Source organism: Winkia sp. UMB3158 (assembly GCF_030217145.1).
GTDB lineage: Bacteria > Actinomycetota > Actinomycetes > Actinomycetales > Actinomycetaceae > Winkia > Winkia anitrata.
On sequence record NZ_JASONH010000007.1, the window covers coordinates 1 to 18,191 of the forward strand.

The following is an 18,191-nucleotide window of genomic DNA, read 5'->3' on the forward strand; positions in this document are numbered from 1 at the left end:
ACTCAATCGGCATTCAAAAAGGCCAAATCTAACCCCCGCGACACGCCGAGCCAGACACACATTTTGACCCTTAACCCCGAGACGGGGCCATAATAATAAAACCCGCAGCCTCAGCTGCGGGTTGTTTGTGGAGCTAGGGGGATTCGAACCCCCGACCTCTTCCATGCCATGGAAGCGCGCTACCAACTGCGCCATAGCCCCTTGGGCTGTCCCGTTCGGACTCCATAAGCTTAGCGGGCGGAGGGCGAAAAAACCAAATCGAAATAGCGTGTCCCTGCTCACGATTTGAGTTTGTGGCTACACTCCAACGTTATGGGCGGTAAGACGCCATCCCGGAGCGCGGGTGCCAGAGGACAGAACCGACCAGTGACAGTTATCCGGCCCACCGATGCCCTGCCAAACCGATGCGTCCAGGCGAAGCACTCCAGCAATTCCCTGGCTTATTGCAGAACCGTGCGAAACAAATAGCGCGGCTCCATCAAGATCAGCGGTCACTTCGGCCACCACCTCCCGGAAACGCTCTGCTACTTCGCATCGTGGTTCTATCTGCAACTGTGGGCATTCCCCACAGACCTTGTAACTGGCGTATTCGGCAGTAAAATCCAACTTAAAATCGTCGAAAGTACGCCCTTCAACCTGCCCGTAACTACGCTCAATCAGCCTCGGGTCGGTTTCTACATCCAAGCCGAGCCTGCTGGCAACAGCTTGCGCAGTGAGCTTAGCTCTAGATAGTGGCGACGAAATAATACGTTCAAACGCGAACTGGCGGGCTAGAGCCTCGCCTGCTCGTTCAGCCTGTTCGACACCCGTCTGATTCAGGGGAATGTCGACTCGCCCTTGGTAGCGCCGTTGCAGGTTGAAATCTGTTTGACCGTGGCGCAGAAAGACGATCTGGCTCATGCAGTCACCGCGGCAGGAATACTTTGGATATCTGCCGAGATATCAATGCGCGGGCAGTCTTTCCACAGTAGTTCAAGTCCGTAGTAGTGACGTTCTTCGGGCTGGAACACATGGACCATAAGTCCATCGGCCTCTACCGCCACCCATGAAGCGGCCTCCAAGCCTTCCCGCCTCTGCACAGAGAAGCCTAGTTCGCGCAATTCATCTTCTACCGCAGACACGACAGCCTTGACCTGCCTATCCGTGTCGGCACTTGCAAGAAGGAATGCGTCTGCAAAAGGCAATCTAGAAGAAACATCAATTGCGACAATATCTTCGGAAAGTTTGTCTGCCGCAGCTTTTGCGGCAACGTGGACAGCGGACAGGACAGTATCGCTAACAGCCACAGGGCTCCTAAGGTAATTCGGTTATAAAGGTCAGGGCTAACACCCAGTTACAGCATATCTAGGAACCGGGGTAAGGCATATTAGACACGAACTTTTCCGCGATTTATCCCGCTTACAGATCCTGGTACAGATCGTATTTGTCTACATAGCGCACTACCCCGTCAGGAACCAGATACCAGATAGGCGAACCCTTCGAGGCACGTTGGCGCACGTCAGTTGAGGAAATAGCAAGAGCAGGCACCTCCAGCAAGCTCATCACATTGTCATTGGCAACGCCCTCAGGAAGTTCATGCCCCGGCCTGGATACCCCCACAAAATGGGCCAGCTTAAACATCTCTTCGTGGTCCTTCCACTGCATGATCTTTGCCAGTGCGTCTGCGCCCGTTATAAAGAAGAATTCGGCATCTGGGCGTTCTTCACGAAGGTCGCGAAGAGTATCGATCGTATATGTCGTGCCTCCTCGATCAATATCTACCCTAGATACCGTGAAGCGAGGGTTTTCAGAGGTAGCGATTACCGTCATCAGGTACCTATGCTCCGGGGGTGTCACTCGCCTACCCTTTTTAAACGGCTGGGTCGCGGTGGGGACGAATATTACCTCGTCCAAATTGAAGACATCCTGCACTTCAGAGGCAGCTACCAAGTGTCCATTATGGATCGGATCGAAGGTGCCGCCCATAATCCCAATTCGCTTAGATTTAGTTCCTGGCCCCACTGCCATTGTCGTTCCTCTCTAAAGTTAGGGGTAATGATACCGCGAAAGTGCAAGGGCTATCCCCTAACATGTCCCCGCCCGGTATATACCCAGGTAGTAGTTGTAAGTTCCTCTAACCCCATAGGACCGCGCGCGTGCATTTTTTGAGTCGAGATACCAATTTCGGCGCCGAGCCCAAGCTCCCCACCATCAGTAAATCTTGTGGAAGCATTTACTGCTATTGCGGCGGAATCTATCTGCTCGGTGAATTCTTCTATTACGCGCGCGTCCGTAGCCAGCACCGCTTCTGTGTGGCCAGTTGAGTGCGCGCTAATAAACGAAACAGCTTCTTTTAGCCCAGATACCATTTTCACTGCCATATCCAACGACAGGTATTCGGTATCCCAATCGCTCTCAGTGGCTTGCAACGCTTGTGGGACAAGTCCGCGCACCTGCGGGTCAGCGTGCAGACGCACGCCCGCCTCCAGCAACTTCCTGCACAACCTAATTACTGCCTCGGCGCCAACATTTTCGTCGATCACCAGGGTTTCTGCGGCATTACACACGCCCACCCTAGAGGTCTTTGCGTCTAATACCACGGCCTCTGCCTGGTCTATGTCTGCACTGGCGTCAACGTAGATGTGGCAATTGCCTGTTCCAGTTTCAATGACCGGAACCTTCGCGTTTTGTACCACTGTCTGGATGAGGGATTTACCGCCCCGAGGGATTAGCAGATCGATCGAGCCGCGAGCAAGCATCAATCCTTTCGCCCCTTCCCTACCCAGGTCATCTAGGGATTGAATCAGATTGGGATCGAATCCAGTCCGAACTAGAGCCTTCCCGATCACCCGGATCAGGGCAATGTTGGAGTAGCGGGCAGCTGAGCCCCCTCGTAGCAGCGCCGCATTGGAAGATTTCAGCGCCAATGCGGCCACGTCTACAGTCACATTGGGGCGGGCTTCATAGATGAGGCCGAGTACCCCAATTGGTACCCGCCTCTGCGTCAGGTCCAACCCATTCTGTAGTCGACTTCCCCGAACTATTTGTCCGATGGGATCAGCCAGGGTTGCTACGTGCCGCACTGCGGCGGCAATATTTTCAAGGCGGTCTTGGGTTAACGTAAGGCGATCAAGCAGTCCGGCGCTCATCTGCTTGTCTTTGCCTGCTTTTACATCTAGGCGATTTGCGTGGAGCACCTCTTCAGCGTCTTGCAAAAGCTGGCCAGCGATTGCATTCAAGGCCGCGTTCTTTTGCGCAGTGGTTGCGCTGCGTAGCTGCCGTTGCGCCTTACGTGCGAGCTGTGCTCGCTGCACTATTTGATCGTTCATATTAGAATCCCGCTGCTTCTACATCTGTGGCTCTTACCGACATATCGTCGCGGTGGACTACAGGTCTTGCCACTTCTCCAATTTGCGCAATTTTTTCTGAGGTTAGGCCTTTGATCTGTTCGATTTCTACCGACGAGAAGCCAGCTACTCCCCTGCCTAGGACGCTGTCCTGGTAACGCATTTCTACCACCGAGCCGGCGGGGAATGTACCTTCTACACCTACCACTCCAGCAGCTAACAACGAAGAATGTTTTTTCCCTACGGCTAGCGCTGCACCCTCGTCAATTTTTACGGAACCTGCCACACGGGCGGCGTCCGCTATCCAGTCCGCCCTAGAGGGGCGGCGCTTGCCACACCCCTTAAACCAGGTGCCTACGTCAGCCCCGGCCAGCCCTTGCGAAAGGTCATCTGCGGCCAGTAGCAGAGTGTCAATTCCCGAGGACGTGGCCATTGTCGCGGCATGTAGCTTGGTGACCATGCCCCCTGTGCCGATCTCCTTGCCAGCCCCGCTCGCCCGCACTCCGGCAACATCGCTGGCACTGCGGACGGTCTTGATCCGTTTTGCTCCTTCAAGTGAGGGCGGCTTGTCGTAAAGACCGTCCACATCGGTGGCCAATACCAGAAGATCTGCATCAACAAGTTGGGCAACCAGTGCTGCCAACCTGTCGTTGTCGCCGAAACGGATCTCGCCGGTAGCAACCGCATCGTTTTCGTTTACGATCGGCACTACCCCAAGACTCAACAACTTCTCGAAGGAGGCTTTGGCATTCTTGTAATGAGACCGGCGCATCACGTCATCGCCTGTCAGTAAGATCTGCGCAACTAGTTTGTGGTGGGCTTGGAAAGCAGCAGACCAACGCGCCACCAAGAGTCCCTGCCCCATGGCGGCACAAGCCTGCACCGCGGCCAGATCGCGAGGGCGGCGAGCGTATCTCAGTGGCGTCATGCCGGCCGCTACCGCACCGGATGACACTATCACTACCTGCCCACCCCGGCTACACCGGCTGGCAACTAAGGCTGCCACCCGGTCAAGCCGGTTTAGGTCTAGCCCGCCATCAGAGCGGGTGAGCGAAGAAGAACCTAGTTTTACAACGATTCTTCTGGCAGTAGCTATTGCTTCTACAGGTCGGGATCCGTCCATAGTCCCTCTTCCTTCTCGGCAGCCAGCTCAGAGCGAGCCGCAGCCTTTGCATCCATGCGCGAGTAGTAGTCACGGCGCTTTTCTTCCCTGGTTGGGCGGGAGCGTTGGTCCAACCTTAGGTCTTCGCCGCGGCGGCCGAGCAATTCGGCTCCGGTAGACATCGTGGGTTCCCAATCGAACAGGACGCCATCGGTTATATCACCGATAACTACAGTGTCTCCGGCATGCGCCCCGGCTTCTAGCAGCAGATCTTCCACTCCTGCTGCGTTGAGCCTGTCTGCCAAGTATCCAACCGCTTCATCGTTACCGAAGTCTGTTTGGATTACCCAGCGCTCCGGGTTGCGACCGCGCACCTGGTACAGCGGCTCTCCGTCCCGAGTATGCTTAGTGACCGTAATCTTCGGCGCCCCTACGGGGGCAGGCCGAAGCACCTGCCGCACTTCCGGTTCTGCCGGCATCTTCGCCCTCTGTTCTTCCACAAGCTTGCCGAGGGCGAAAGACAGTTCGCGCAGCCCTTCATGAGAAAGTGCCGACACTTCGTAAAGTGGCCATCCCCTCTGCTTTAGCTGTTCGCGCACCATATCCGCCATGTCTTTGCCATCAGGCAGATCGACCTTGTTGAGGACGACTACGCGCGGGCGCTCCGCTAGAGGAATCACGCCCTCCAGCTTGTCTAGATCAGATTCGTAGTTAGACAGCTCGTCCTCGATAGTTTGCAGGTCATCTACGGGGTTGCGATCTGGCTCGAAGGCAATCGCATCCAGGACGTGCACAATAACCGAGCACCGCTCAATATGGCGAAGGAAGTCCAGACCCAGGCCCTTGCCCTGCGACGCTCCGGGAATAAGACCCGGCACGTCCGCAATGGTGTAGCGGAACTGATCGGCCTTTACTACCCCCAGATTCGGAACCAGCGTCGTAAAGGGGTAGTCTGCGATCTTGGGGCGAGCAGCCGACAAAGCAGCAATTAGCGAGGACTTGCCACTAGATGGGAAGCCTACAAGCGCCACGTCGGCGACAGACTTGAGCTCCATGACAACTGTCGCCTCGCTGCCCGGTTCGCCTAGCAGCGCAAACCCCGGCGCCTTGCGTTTCTTCGAGGAAAGCGCACTATTGCCTAGCCCGCCGGCACCGCCAGACGCGATCATGTATTCCTGGCCTTCAGCAGACAGATCGGCCAGCACATTGCCGGCCTGATCCTTGATCACGGTTCCCTGCGGAACCGGCAAGATTAGATCCGCTCCGTTCTTGCCAGAACGCATATCCCCCATACCTGGAGTGCCATTTTCTGCGCGCCGATGCGGCAGGTGGTGGAAGTCCAAAAGCGTGGTCGTACCCATGTCTACGCGGGCAATCACCGAACCACCGTGACCGCCGTTGCCACCGTCGGGACCGCCCAGCGGCTTATATTTTTCACGGCGAATAGAGACACAGCCGTGACCGCCGTTGCCACCGGCAGCACTGAGGGTTACTCGATCAACAAAGTTAGCCATTGGTTACTCCTTACAAGTAGCCAGGATATACAAAAATGGGGGCGGACAACGTCCGCCCCCACTGAAAGCCTAAAACCTAGGCAGTGACGATATTTACAACCTTGCGGCCGTGACGGGTGCCGAATTCAACGGCTCCAGCTGCCAGGGCGAACAGGGTGTCATCCTTGCCACGGCCGACGTTGACGCCGGGGTGGAAGTGGGTGCCGCGCTGGCGGACCAGAATTTCGCCTGCGTTCACGGTCTGACCGCCGAAGCGCTTCACACCAAGGTGCTGCGCGTTCGAATCACGGCCGTTACGGGACGAACTAAGACCCTTCTTAGTTGACATATTTTCACGCTTCCTTAGTAGTAAAGATCAGGCGATCGAGGTGATCTTCACCGCGGTCAGTGGCTGACGGTGGCCCTGACGCTTGCGGTAACCCGTCTTGTTCTTGTACTTGATGATGTTGATCTTCGGGCCCTTAGTAGGCTCGAGGACCTCTGCCTTGACAGTTGCCTTTTCCAGGGCGGAGGCATCGGTGGTGACCTTGCCACCATCGCCGATCATGACGGGCTGGAAGGTGACCTCGTCACCTACTGCTGCATCCAGCCGGTCGACGACGATAACGTCTCCGACGGAGACCTTCTCCTGGCGGCCACCGGCCTTGACGATCGCGTAGACCACGTTAGACTCATTCCTCTTGTTGATATGGACAAATTTTAAAAGCAACCTAAGCTGCTCGCGCAAAGTGCGCACCGACGATCAAGGTTACGTGTTTTATACCCGTTAGAGCAACCACCTTGACCTGATTGTATGCGACATCACGCCTACCGAATCATGACTCCACTAGTCGAGCTGGAGGAGTCAGTTTTCACCGAGGCCGAAGTTGCGGCACGACGGCGATGGCGCCGTTTAGGAGTTTCCTCTTTAGATTCCCCTTCCGCACCCGACTTCGGATCGGGAAGCTGAATATCGGAGATATCCATCTTCGCAGCGCGTTTCCGCTTATTAGCGCTTTTTACCTCGGGAAGTTCCAAATGTGGTGTATTCCGCTTTTCTTTGCGGTTGCTCTTGGAGTGACCTTCCTTGGGCTGTTTTTCCTTCGGCGGCCTATTTTCGGTAGCCTCTGCGCTGTTTTGTTCAGCCTGCCCCCGCTGGATGCGCGCCTCGGACTCGGTGGGACCTTCATGGGACTTTTCGGCTGCCTTAGCAATAGCCGCTAGAGTATCGCGCGTCTTCTGGTCGGCCTCGTGGACCCGTTCAGAGGAGGCTCCTTGTTTGGCCGCTTCCTTCCGCCTTTGCGCCGCCTTCTTATCTTTCTTGTTGGCGGCAGCGTTGGTCTCGCCTCGTTCAACCGGATGCTGGTGCACTATGAAACCGCGACCATCGCAGCATTCACATGGGGTCGAGAAGGCTTCGACCAGGCCTTGGCCCACCCTTTTCCTGGTCATTTGGACCAGCCCGAGGGCGGTTACCTCAGTTACCTGGTGGCGAGTGCGATCCCGCCCCAAGCATTCGATGAGTCGGCGGAGCACCAGCGACCTGTTGGATTCAAGCACCATGTCCACGAAGTCGATGACGATGATGCCGCCAATGTCGCGCAGGCGCAGCTGCCGAACGATCTCTTCAGCCGACTCTAGATTGTTCTTGGTAACTGTTTCCTCTAGAGTCCCCTGCTTGCCACCGGTGTACTTGCCGGTGTTAACGTCGATCACCGTCATCGCCTCGGTGCGATCGATAATTAGGTAGCCCCCCGAAGGTAGCCAGACTTTTCGGTCCATGCCCTTGGCTAGCTGTTCGTCAATACGGTGGGCAGCAAAAATGTCATCATTCTTCGCCCACTGATGCACCCGGTCTAGCAAGTCTGGACTGAGTTCCTTCACGTAATCGTGAATCGACTTGTACGCGTCCTTGCCCTGGACTACAAGCGAGTTGAAATCCTCGTTGAAAATGTCTCGGACTACCCGGAGTGCTAGTTCCGGTTCACCTTTCAAAAGCATCGGAGCCTTGGTGGCCTTCGCTGACTTGTCCTGAACTGACTGCCACTGGCTAGCCAGGCGCTCAATGTCGGCACGGATCTGCTCCTCGGTTGCGCCCTCGGCGGCTGTGCGGACAATGACGCCGTTGCCTTTGGGAACCACGTCCTTCAAAATCGATTTGAGCCTAGACCTCTCGGAACCCGGAAGCTTCCGGGAAATACCCATCATGTTGCCGCCCGGGACCATGACCAGGTAGCGCCCCGCCAGGGTGATTTGGGCGGTCAAACGGGCTCCCTTGTGCCCAATCGGATCTTTAGTGACCTGCACCATGATCTTGTCGCCAGATTTTAGCGCCTGCTCGATCTTGCGTGGCTTACCTGCCATCCCCAGACCGTCCCAGTTAACCTCGCCAGCATAGAGAACAGCGTTACGGCCGCGTCCCAGGTCAACGAATGCAGCCTCCATCGAAGGCAACACGTTTTGCACTCGGCCCAGGAAGATTGAGCCGACCATCGACACCTGCGTGTGCGAGGCAACGTAGTGCTCGACCAGCAGATCGTCCTCGAGGACCGCAATCTGGTTGAGGCCGTCCTCTTCGCGAACTATCATGTCGCGCTTTACGGACTCCCGCCTGGCAAGGAACTCAGCCTCGGTAATCGAGTGGCGCTTGCGCCCCTCTCTTCTCCCCTCACGGCGACGCTGCTTCTTAGCTTCCAGACGAGTCGACCCCTTGAGGGCGGTGACTTCGTTCATTACTTCTTCAGTCGAAGCTACCGAATCGTCCGCCCCAGCTGATCGCCTACGGCGGCGCCGCCGCCTAGAAGAGGATTCTTCTTCGGCATCCTCGTTCTCTTCTTTCGAGGGCGACTTGTCAGCTTCAGCCTTGGACTGCTTTGAGTCACTACTACGGCGGCGCCTCCGCGTCTTCCGTGAGGATTTCTGCTCGCCTGCTTCTTCTGCGTCAGAATCCGGCTTTGCCGACTCATTCTTCTTATTAGAACGAGACTTCTTCTTCGAAGCCTGCTCGTCACCCTTTTTCGCAGACTTCGTCCCCTTGGACTTCTTGTCAGAATGCTTCTCGTTTTCAGGTCCTGCGCTCTGTTGCACTGGAGCGGGCACTGCGTTCGCCAGATCGGGAGCTTGGAAAAGCAACGTGGCGGCCGGTGCGGGTGCCACCGTCGACTGTTCAGTTGATTTAGACACTAGATATTCCTTTATTTTGCGGACTGGCACGCATCTGCCGTCCCGTCTCGCGCCTTGGCGCGGAAGTCTTTCACGCTTTCTAACAACGGCCCGCGGGCCGGAGAAAGCCACCGAGCTTGGGATGCGCAGCTCGGCAACTTGTTCCATTATTCCACAGGAAGCAGGTTAAGGATTAAGTGATACTAGTGATGCGAAAAACAATCAGGTGGTAACTAGAGCTAACCCGCAGAAAAAGCATCAAAACGCTGGCGATTTCTATGAATTCTAAACAGTTGTTTAGTATCTTAATGACATGGTTGTCATCAAGTGGGTGCAATTACCTACCGATAGACAACGCAAGTATCAATAGATCTACCCATTCAAGCGGAAAGGCATAGAAAATGTCTGTCGCCCCGACAGCGCTAGATGCGCTCACTCTGGCGCGGTGGCAGTTCGGTATTACTACCGTCTACCACTTCATTTTGGTTCCGCTCACCATCGGTCTATCTTTATTCGTCGCCTGCATGCAGACCATGTGGGTACGCACCGGTAAAGATTACTGGCTGAAGGCGACGCGGCTATTTGGCAAACTTTTCCTAATCAACTTCGCGCTCGGTGTCTCCACCGGTATCGTGCAGGAATTCCAGTTCGGCATGAACTGGTCTGAGTATTCCCGTTACGTCGGAGACATCTTCGGCGCTCCCCTGGCAGTGGAAGCCCTGCTCTCCTTCTTCCTAGAATCCACCTTCATCGGTTTGTGGATCTTCGGTTGGGGACGCCTCTCTAAGAAGGCTCACACCGCCATGATTTGGCTCGCCGCTCTCGGTGTCAACACCTCTGCACTGTGGATTATCGGCGCTAACTCCTGGATGCAGCACCCGGTTGGGGCTGTGTTCAACCCCGAAACCGGGCGCGCCGAACTGGACGGCACTTCTGGTTTCTTGAAGGTTGTCTTCAATCCCACCCTGTGGCTCGCGTGGGTTCACGTTCTGACTACCTCGTGGCTGCTTAGCGCCGGGCTTATCGCAGGCGTAGCAATGTGGTGGATGGTGCGGACCGCTCGCACCGGAGCAACTACCTCCGCCGCAGTAACCGAGGTAGAAGCCGCAAAGACGACCGGCGCAACCACTACCGGCTCTTCGGTAGCTGGCACTAACTCCTCTGAGGTTCACCCCGCCGCTGGTGATGGCCGTTCCGAGGCACTGGCTGAATCTAAGAACATCTGGCATCCCATTGTTCGCTTTGGTTTGATGCTGATGCTCATCTCGGGCATTCTGACCGCTATCACCGGTCACGCCGAGGGCGTTCACATGGTTGCCGAACAGCCCACCAAGATGGCCGCCGCAGAAGCCATCTGCTCGACGCAGTCACACGCCCCGTTCACCATTGCCGCTTTCGGCAACGAATGCGGTAAGGACGGCAAGGGAATCACCCATATTGGCGAGATCCCGTCCATTGCTTCGATCCTGTCGGGCAACACGCCCTCGACCGAAGTTCAGGGCATGAACAACTTGAACGAAGCCTACGCTGGCGACTACGGAGTCGATAAGGTCACCCCGCCGGTTATGGCTACTTTCTGGTCGTTCCGCGCAATGATCGGTTTTGGTCTGCTGTCGGTACTGTTCGCAATCATCGGCCTGTACGCCACCCGCAAGGGCAAGGTAACCACTTCGACCGCGCTCTCCAAGTTCGGCCTGGCCATGATGCCGATGCCTCTACTAGGCATCGCCTTCGGCTGGATCTTCACCGAAATTGGTCGCCAGCCCTTCGTCGTATTCCCGAACAACCTCGCCGACCCTGTTGGCCAGGTGTGGATGCTCACCCAGTATGGCGTTTCTGGCGCTGTTCCGGCCGTGCAGGTACTGCTAACCATGATTCTGTTCACCGTTCTTTACGGTGCACTCGGTGTGGTTTGGTTCCTGCTAATGGTCCGCTACGCGAAGGAAGGCGTGCACACTCCTAAGGAGTCTGAAGAGCACGCCGAACACGCCGACGACAAGTCGCTATCGTTCGCGTACTAAGGATTTGAGGGACAAAAAATGACATTTCTACAGGTTCTCTGGTTTATCCTTATCGCCGTCCTCTGGACTGGCTACCTGTTCCTCGAAGGGTTCTCGCTAGGAATTGGGATGACTCTCCCGTTCGTGGCCAAGAACGACAAGGAACGCACCCAGGTTATTCGCACTGTTGGGCCGGTTTGGGACGCCAACGAAGTATGGCTTCTGACCGCTGGCGGCGCTACCTTCGCAGCATTCCCCGAGTGGTATGCAACGATGTTCTCGGGTATGTACCTGGCACTCTTCCTCATTCTGGTCTGCCTCATTCTGCGCATCTCTGCCGTTGAATGGCGCGCAAAGGTTGCTTCCGAAAAGTGGAGGGCACGCTGGGACGTAATGCACGTGGTTGCAGCCTGGCTCGTACCGATCCTCTTCGGCGTTGCCTTCGCAAATCTGATCCAGGGCATGAAGATCCAGGTTGTGGATCCGAAGAATCCGCTCGTCGGTGTAAACCCGGCAGATGTGACCCCGGCTCTACTACAGACCCACGTTCACAACTTGACCGGCGGCTTCTTCTCGCTTCTCACTCCGTACACCATCCTTGGCGGCCTAATGCTCGCTGCGGTGTGGTTCGCACATGCGACCCTGTACGGTCAGCTGAAGACCACCGGCATCGTGTTCGACCGCTTCAAGGCTCTGTCTAAGAAGGCCACCATCGTGGCAGTCGCACTGGTTGCAGTGTTTGCACTGTGGGGCCAGTTCGCCTACTCTTCGCAGAAGCTCTTCGGCTGGATCCCGCTAGTGATCGCCGCTCTGGCGTTCATCGCCTCGGCATTCTTTGCCTTCATCGACCGTAACGGCCTAGCCTTCATCTGCTCTGGTGTTGGCATTGCCAGCGCAGTGGCGTGGGTATTCGCCTCGATGTTCCCGTCGGTAATGAAGTCCAGCATCGACCCGGCCTTCAACCTAACGATCGAGCAGGCCTCCTCCACTAACTCCACCCTGATCGTGATGTCTATCGTTGCGGTCATCTTGGTACCGATTGTGCTGGGATACACCTGCTGGAGCTACTGGAAGTTCCGGGACCGGATCTCTATTGATGATGTCTCGTCCAACCCCGGCGTTGTATGGGACAAGGTTCGTTCAGGAGCTAACTTCCTAGTTGGCTAGTCCGAACTGACTTAGCTGGAGGGGCCACGACCGTGGCCCCTCCAGTTGCGTCTAATAGCAAAACTTCAGAAAAGTATGAAAGCCTAAGGCCCGTGAAACCATTTGATCCACGTCTAATTAGATACGCGAAATCAGCTCGCTCATACATCGCACTTATCGCCGGGCTCGGTTTCCTCACCGCTCTCCTGGTGATCGCCCAGGATGTGTTGATCGCCTGGATCATCAGTCCCGTTATTACCGATGGGATGCACCTGGGGCAAGTTATACATCTGGTGTGGATTTTGGCAGGAGTAGCGGTGGCACGCGCCCTCGTCATGTTCGTGCGTGAATCCCAAGCCCACAAAGCCGCTACGAAAACCATCGTGGAGCTACGCCACCAAGTACTTCGCAAAGCGATGCAATTAGGGCCTCGCTGGCAGGCCCGCAAGGGAGCAGACACGGTCACCTTGCTAACCCGCGCTCTAGATGATCTAGGGCCGTACTTCGTAAACTATCTGCCGCAGTTGGTTTTGACCTGTACCGTGACTCCAGCAGCCCTCGCAGTGATGCTTTGGCTGGACTGGCTTTCGGCGATCGTGGCAGTAATAACTATTCCTTTGATTCCTATCTTCATGATCCTCATTGGTAAGTTGACCCAAGAGGCTTCCAACCGCCGTCTGGCTTCGATGCAGCAGTTAGGTCGCGAGCTACTGGATCTTATCTCTGGTCTTACGACCCTGAAGGCCCTGGGTCGCGAGCGTGGTCCCATTCGGGAAGTGCGCAGGCTGGGCGACAACTATGCCCGCACGACCATGCGCACTCTCTCGGTAGCTTTCCTCTCGGGTGGCGTACTAGAGTTCCTAGCTACTCTCTCGGTAGCACTCGTAGCGGTCGAAACTGGCTTCCGCCTCGTATACGGAAACATCGAACTGGCCCCCGCGCTAGCGGTAATTATGCTCGCCCCCGAGGTCTACCTCCCGCTGCGGGAAGTAGGAAAGCAATTCCACGCCTCCTCAAACGGGCTTGCCGCAGCACAGTCTGCCTTCGCAGTACTGGAGGCACCCACGCCAAAGGAAGGGACTATCCCCGCCCCCGCATTGGAGCACACCACCATTGAGGCCTCGTCGCTCTCAGTTGCCGCCCGCGGCATGTGGGCTCCAAAAGACCTACATTTTACTTTGCAGCCGGGCTCTATGAGCGCCCTAGTTGGCCCGTCAGGGGTGGGCAAATCCACCACGGTTATGGCTCTCCTAGGGCTACAGCAATTCGAAAGAGGGCAGATTAGCCTCGTCCATTCGGGCAGCACCCTCGCTCTGCCAAATGTCGACATGGATAGCTGGCGACAGCAAATTACCTGGGTGCCCCAAAGCCCTGTTCTACTACCCGGAACGATTCTGGAAAATATCTGCGACGATGCGCAGCGAGCACATGCTCTTTGCCCCGACGGAGTTGCTACCGGACCATTAGCTAAAGCAGCCAAGGCAACCGGCTTCGACAAGGTTGTGGCACAGGCCGAAGAGGGGTGGGCCACTCCTATCGGACAGGGAGGGGTAGGACTCTCCGTTGGTCAACGCCAGCGCCTCGCCCTCACCCGTGCTCTCTTAGGGAAAGAGCAGCTCGTGATATTGGACGAGCCGACCGCCCACTTGGACGCCCACCTTGAAGCCCAGGTAACGGCCGCAGTAGAAGAACTAAAAGCTCAGGGCAAAACGATCCTCCTAATAGCCCACCGCATCCCCCTGCTAAAACTTGCCGACCAACTCATCGAAGTCTCCTCCGGCAAGATGACCGAAGCAGATAAGGATGCGCTTGCCAACCCGGTTTCCGGCGCTAGCAGTGTCCCGCTTGAAGAATACGGTTTCCTAGACGAACGAGCAGTGGAGCAGAAATGATTTTTTTAGAAAAAGATGAGGCACGCGCTCTTAGGAAATCCCTACGGCTTCTGAAGATAGACAAGAAATGGTTCGCCCTATCAGTGCTGTTCGGTTCCCTAGGATTGGGCGCGGCAGTAGCTTTAGGCGCTACCTCAGCATGGCTAATTGCCCGGGCATCTCAGATGCCTCCGGTACTGACTCTTTCTGTAGCTGCCACCGCAGTTCGCCTGTTCGGCATCTCCAGAGCTGTACTGCGCTACCTGGAACGATTGAGTTCCCACTGGGTAGCGCTGTCCGGGATGGGATCCCTCCGCTCCGGCGTATACGAGCGCTTGGCTGAATCTTCAACCTCGAAAGTAGCCGGTATCAAACGCGGCGACCTGCTAGCCCGCACCGGAGCCGACGTGGACGCGGTAGGTGACTTCGTAGTGAAGTCTCTGCTCCCCACAGCCGTAGCGCTGGTAGTCGGAGTATGCACCTGCCTAGGGATCGCCCTCCTAGATCCCGCCTGTGCGGTTGTACTTGCCATCTGCTTATTGCTGTCCGGCTTTGTCTCCCCGCTGCTAAGTGCCCGCGCAACCCGCCGGGCCGAACTGGCAAATCAGATTTCCAGAACCGAGATGTCGGTGTCTGCTATGACCATGCTAGATGGGGCTGCAGAACTCGCCGTTTTAGGCAGGACAGATGCCATGGACGCTCACTTTGTCAAGACAGATGAAGCGCTCACAAAGGCAAAGAATCAAGCTGCCTACCCCAATGGGTGGGCGAGCGCAATGAATGACGTTGCCACCTCGCTCTCGGTCATCGGCGCGATCATCTTTGGGACCTGGGCAATGCATGCCTCTACCCTCTCCCCTGTGGGACTAGCTGTCGTCGTATTAACCCCACTGTCCGCGTTTGAAGGTACTGCTCTGCTAGGACCTGCCACGGTGCAACTCATCTCTTCTGCGGGTGCGGCCAAACGCATCATCAGCCTTTTGGACGGGGAACAAGATACTGAAAAAGATTCGACCATCCAGGTGAAATCCAATGTCTTGAAAGCAACGGATCTTGCCATTGGGTGGCCAGGAGGCCCCACCATTGCCACTGGCATCAACCTCACGCTTACGCCCTCTTCGCGCACAGCGATAGTAGGGCCATCCGGAATCGGGAAGTCAACCCTGCTATTTACACTCGCTGGCCTCCTCGAGCCAAAATCTGGGACCGTAGAAATAGACGGAGTGCCGGTAAGCTCTCTGTCGCGACAGAATGCCTCTAAGGCCATTACGGTGACGGCGGAGGACGCACATATCTTCGAAACCACTGTTTTGGAGAACATCCGTGTCGCCCGCGGTGACGTAACTGAAACAGAAGCCTACGACCTATTGGATCGCGCTGGAATCGGCGAGTGGGCCCGGTCTCTCCCGGAGGGACTAGACACAGTAATTGGTTCGGGCGGCACTACAATTTCTGGTGGCGAGAGACGCCGCATCCTGATAGCCAGGGCTCTAGCAGCCACTGCTCCGCTGATGCTCCTTGACGAGCCCGGTGAACACATCGACCCCGCTACGGCAGACAAGATCCTCACCGAGATGCTTACTTCCCAATCAGACAAGGGAGTACTTGTTGTCACCCACCGCCTGTCTGCATTAGGAGCCGCAGACGAAGTGCTTATGATGGCCACGGACGGAGGCGCCGCTAAGGTAGTAGCACGCGGGCGCCACCAGGAATTGCTGGCTAATAACGAAGACTATGCATGGGCGGCATGCCAGGAGGAATATGCATATGGAAACTGAACGACTGCATAAAGACATGTCGTTGCTGAGCGCATTTTTAGACCTGGCGGGACGCCTCGCAGTTCCCGGCGTCATGCAGGACTTCGTTAACAAAGCATGCCAGCTAGTTAATGCCTCCTGCGGGTCTATGACCATGCTTGATAACCGTGGCGATCTAGCCCGGATATACCACTCCGGCATTGATGGCCTCGATATTCCCTCCCAACAGTCCTTACTTTCAAAGGCAGAACAGCAGATCGGGCTTGCTCACGGGCACGGGGTGATCCTTGGACCAGACAACGAGCTGTTCAACTCAATCTGGCCCCAGGCCCAGTCCCTAATGTGCGTGCCAGTGTCGATGCACGAGCAAATCATCGGGCGTCTCTATTTGATCAGTGACGACAATGACTTCAGTGACGACGATCTTAAGGTGATTTTAGGGTTGGCGGCAGTCGCTGCCGTAGCAATCGAAAATGCGCGCCTCTATCAGGATGCTCGCAAACGCGAAAAATGGATAAAGGTATCCCAGTCCCTTACCACAATGCTCCTGGAAGGCACCGACGAGGAAGAGGCACTGGAAGCCATTGCTCGCAGAGTTCGCGAAGTAGCCGAGGCAGACACCGCCTTGCTGATCTTGCCTTCCGTCGGAGACGTATACGCTTGTGAGATCGCCGATGGCGACGGCGCCCAAGGCCTCATTGGGCTGCGCTTTCCAGAAGAAGGAAGGGCAATGTCCGTCCTGCGCGAAGGAGCTGGCCTGGTGGTCGATTCCATGCGCAGAGCACAAACTATGCGCGTACCAGAGCTTTCGAAATGGGGACCAGCACTCTATGCTCCCCTACTAGCTCGAGGAAGCGCTACCGGAGTGCTCCTCCTCCTTCGGCGGCCCGGACACCCAGAATTCACTCAGGCCGAACTAGACCTGGCCGAATCCGTATCCGCGCAGGCCGCCCTCGCACTAGAACTGGCCTCGGCACGTCACAGCGAAGATATCGCTACCCTGCTAGATGAGCGCTCTCGGATCGGTCGCGACCTGCACGATCTGGCGATTCAACAGCTGTTCGCCACCGGCATGCAGATTGACGGGGCAAAACACGCAATAGCCGCAGGCAACCGAGACGACAAAGCAACGATCGAGGTACTCGAAAAGGCGCTGGCATCCGTAGACGATTCTGTAAAACAAATTCGGGCCATCGTTCACAACCTTCGAGAACCTGATGCAGGCGTCGTACTAGTAGAACGGCTGCGTCGCGAATCCTCGCTAGCGCGCACCCTTCTTGGATTCGCTCCCTCGCTAATCATCGTCGCCGACAATACCGAGCTCACCGGAGACGACATAGCTGAAGAAGAATTGATCCAAATGATCGATGACCAGGTTGGCTCTGACATTGCCGACGACGTAGTGGCGGTAGTCCGAGAAGGACTGTCGAATGCTGCCCGCCACGCGCATGCGTCCTCGGTAATGGCGCGCATAGATGTCTCTAGCCGTCTACAGGAGGGCCGCGTCCGTATCGAAGTTACTGATGACGGAGCCGGACTGGATCGATCCAACACGAGAAGATCAGGTCTCGATAACCTTGCCGCTCGCGCGCGCCGGCATGGGGGCAACTTCTCCATCGGCGCCCGTCCAACCCACAAGGGCACATTGATGGAGTGGCAAGTACCCCTTAAATAAAAATTGGGTGGACCGGCCGGTCCACCCAATTGCTTAGTTGTTCCTCCAGGCTTGCGCTCGCTGGCCGGCAACCCACGCCGCTACCTGGGTTCGGCGCTGCAACCCCATCTTCGCCAGCAACGACGTAATATGGTTCTTCACGGTCTTCTCGGCAACACCCAGCTTCTCGCCGATCTCGCGGTTAGACAGACCATCACCAATTAGTTCTAATACTTTGCGTTCGGAAGGGGTCAGATTCGCCGTGGGATCCCCAGAATCGGCCCTTCGCCTGGTAACTGTACGTTCGTCCAGCAGCACGCGCCCAGATGCAACCGCACGGATCACGTCTGTGATCTCTGCACCGCGAACAGTCTTCAGAATGTAGGCACGGGCTCCCGCCTCCAGAGACTCGGCCAAGGCATCGTCGTCATCGAACGAAGTAAGGACAATCGGGTGCGTATCGGGGCACAGTTCCTTCAGGCGATTCATCACGTCGATACCAGTTCCATCTGGAAGCTGCAGATCAACCAAAATAATATCCGGGCGTACAAGATCCGCACGGCGGACTGCGTCCTCGACAGATCCTGCTTCCGCGACCACTTCCAAGCCATCTGCGCGGTCCACGATTTCAGCAATACCACGACGCACGATCTCGTGGTCATCAACAATCATTACGCGAA

At 56.4% G+C, this 18,191-nt stretch carries 15 protein-coding genes and 1 tRNA gene; 5 read left to right on the top strand and 11 right to left on the bottom strand.

Annotated features, from left to right (window positions below):
* Positions 1–128: 128 nt before the first annotated feature.
* The 10 genes from QP400_RS08525 to QP400_RS08570 form a co-directional block, all read right to left on the bottom strand.
* Positions 129–201: transfer RNA gene (locus tag QP400_RS08525), tRNA-Ala, on the bottom strand.
* Positions 202–297: 96 nt separating this feature from the next.
* Positions 298–900, bottom strand: coding sequence for a histidine phosphatase family protein (locus QP400_RS08530; protein WP_048707422.1), 603 nt, complete (start codon positions 898–900; stop codon positions 298–300).
* Positions 897–1,286 carry a ribosome silencing factor gene (gene rsfS / locus QP400_RS08535; protein ID WP_285462636.1) on the bottom strand — a complete coding sequence of 130 codons (390 nt, stop codon included), beginning with the start codon at positions 1,284–1,286 and terminating at the stop codon, positions 897–899. Before rsfS ends, QP400_RS08530 begins: the two co-directional genes overlap by 4 nt.
* Before the next feature lie 112 nt (positions 1,287–1,398).
* On the bottom strand, positions 1,399–2,007 hold the full coding sequence (nadD, locus tag QP400_RS08540) for a nicotinate-nucleotide adenylyltransferase (protein ID WP_048707427.1): 609 nt from the start codon (positions 2,005–2,007) through the stop codon (positions 1,399–1,401).
* A 50-nt stretch (positions 2,008–2,057) separates the two neighbouring features.
* Entirely contained in the window at positions 2,058–3,308 is a 1,251-nt protein-coding gene (locus QP400_RS08545) for a glutamate-5-semialdehyde dehydrogenase (RefSeq protein WP_048707430.1), read from the bottom strand.
* 1 nt (position 3,309) lies between these two features.
* On the bottom strand, positions 3,310–4,449 hold the full coding sequence (proB, locus tag QP400_RS08550; protein WP_285462638.1) for a glutamate 5-kinase: 1,140 nt from the start codon (positions 4,447–4,449) through the stop codon (positions 3,310–3,312).
* On the bottom strand, positions 4,428–5,942 hold the full coding sequence (gene obgE, locus QP400_RS08555; protein ID WP_004804983.1) for a GTPase ObgE: 1,515 nt from the start codon (positions 5,940–5,942) through the stop codon (positions 4,428–4,430). The genes proB and obgE overlap by 22 nt, the downstream gene beginning before the upstream one ends.
* A 76-nt stretch (positions 5,943–6,018) precedes the next feature.
* Entirely contained in the window at positions 6,019–6,270 is a 252-nt protein-coding gene (gene rpmA, locus QP400_RS08560) for a 50S ribosomal protein L27 (RefSeq protein WP_004804982.1), read from the bottom strand.
* Between the two features lie 27 nt (positions 6,271–6,297).
* Positions 6,298–6,606, bottom strand: a complete 309-nt coding sequence (gene rplU / locus QP400_RS08565; protein WP_040314638.1) for a 50S ribosomal protein L21 — start codon at positions 6,604–6,606, stop codon at positions 6,298–6,300.
* 143 nt (positions 6,607–6,749) lie between these two features.
* On the bottom strand, positions 6,750–9,104 hold the full coding sequence (locus tag QP400_RS08570) for an Rne/Rng family ribonuclease (RefSeq protein WP_004804976.1): 2,355 nt from the start codon (positions 9,102–9,104) through the stop codon (positions 6,750–6,752).
* A 380-nt stretch (positions 9,105–9,484) separates the two neighbouring features.
* Here QP400_RS08570 and QP400_RS08575 point away from each other — a divergent pair, with 380 nt between their 5' ends.
* The 5 genes from QP400_RS08575 to QP400_RS08595 all read left to right on the top strand — a co-directional run bounded on the left by QP400_RS08575 (position 9,485) and on the right by QP400_RS08595 (position 17,532).
* Positions 9,485–11,104, top strand: a complete 1,620-nt coding sequence (locus QP400_RS08575) for a cytochrome ubiquinol oxidase subunit I (protein ID WP_004804974.1) — start codon at positions 9,485–9,487, stop codon at positions 11,102–11,104.
* 18 nt (positions 11,105–11,122) lie between these two features.
* A complete protein-coding gene (gene cydB, locus QP400_RS08580; protein ID WP_004804971.1) occupies positions 11,123–12,250 on the top strand; it encodes a cytochrome d ubiquinol oxidase subunit II in 1,128 nt (375 codons plus the stop codon).
* A gap of 92 nt (positions 12,251–12,342) precedes the next feature.
* Positions 12,343–14,121, top strand: coding sequence for a thiol reductant ABC exporter subunit CydD (gene cydD, locus QP400_RS08585; RefSeq protein WP_176744639.1), 1,779 nt, complete (start codon positions 12,343–12,345; stop codon positions 14,119–14,121).
* Positions 14,118–15,878: a thiol reductant ABC exporter subunit CydC gene (gene cydC, locus QP400_RS08590; protein WP_004804967.1), complete on the top strand. Its 1,761-nt coding sequence runs from the start codon at positions 14,118–14,120 to the stop codon at positions 15,876–15,878. The genes cydD and cydC overlap by 4 nt, the downstream gene beginning before the upstream one ends.
* The gene (locus QP400_RS08595; RefSeq protein WP_004804965.1) at positions 15,868–17,532 is read left to right on the top strand and encodes a GAF domain-containing sensor histidine kinase; all 1,665 of its coding nucleotides are present in this window, start codon (positions 15,868–15,870) and stop codon (positions 17,530–17,532) included. Before cydC ends, QP400_RS08595 begins: the two co-directional genes overlap by 11 nt.
* Before the next feature lie 33 nt (positions 17,533–17,565).
* Here the strand turns inward: QP400_RS08595 and QP400_RS08600 are convergent, their stop codons facing one another.
* Entirely contained in the window at positions 17,566–18,183 is a 618-nt protein-coding gene (locus tag QP400_RS08600) for a response regulator (RefSeq protein WP_040314761.1), read from the bottom strand.
* Positions 18,184–18,191 lie beyond the last annotated feature (8 nt).

Coding starts and splice junctions, on each gene's coding strand:
- QP400_RS08530 (WP_048707422.1), bottom strand. CDS start 900: ATGAGCCAGATCGTCTTTCTGCGCCACGGTCAAACAGATTTCAACCTG.
- nadD (WP_048707427.1), bottom strand. CDS start 2,007: ATGGCAGTGGGGCCAGGAACTAAATCTAAGCGAATTGGGATTATGGGC.
- QP400_RS08545 (WP_048707430.1), bottom strand. CDS start 3,308: ATGAACGATCAAATAGTGCAGCGAGCACAGCTCGCACGTAAGGCGCAA.
- proB (WP_285462638.1), bottom strand. CDS start 4,449: ATGGACGGATCCCGACCTGTAGAAGCAATAGCTACTGCCAGAAGAATC.
- obgE (WP_004804983.1), bottom strand. CDS start 5,942: ATGGCTAACTTTGTTGATCGAGTAACCCTCAGTGCTGCCGGTGGCAAC.
- rpmA (WP_004804982.1), bottom strand. CDS start 6,270: ATGTCAACTAAGAAGGGTCTTAGTTCGTCCCGTAACGGCCGTGATTCG.
- QP400_RS08575 (WP_004804974.1), top strand. CDS start 9,485: ATGTCTGTCGCCCCGACAGCGCTAGATGCGCTCACTCTGGCGCGGTGG.
- cydB (WP_004804971.1), top strand. CDS start 11,123: ATGACATTTCTACAGGTTCTCTGGTTTATCCTTATCGCCGTCCTCTGG.
- cydC (WP_004804967.1), top strand. CDS start 14,118: ATGATTTTTTTAGAAAAAGATGAGGCACGCGCTCTTAGGAAATCCCTA.
- QP400_RS08595 (WP_004804965.1), top strand. CDS start 15,868: ATGGAAACTGAACGACTGCATAAAGACATGTCGTTGCTGAGCGCATTT.
- QP400_RS08600 (WP_040314761.1), bottom strand. CDS start 18,183: ATGATTGTTGATGACCACGAGATCGTGCGTCGTGGTATTGCTGAAATC.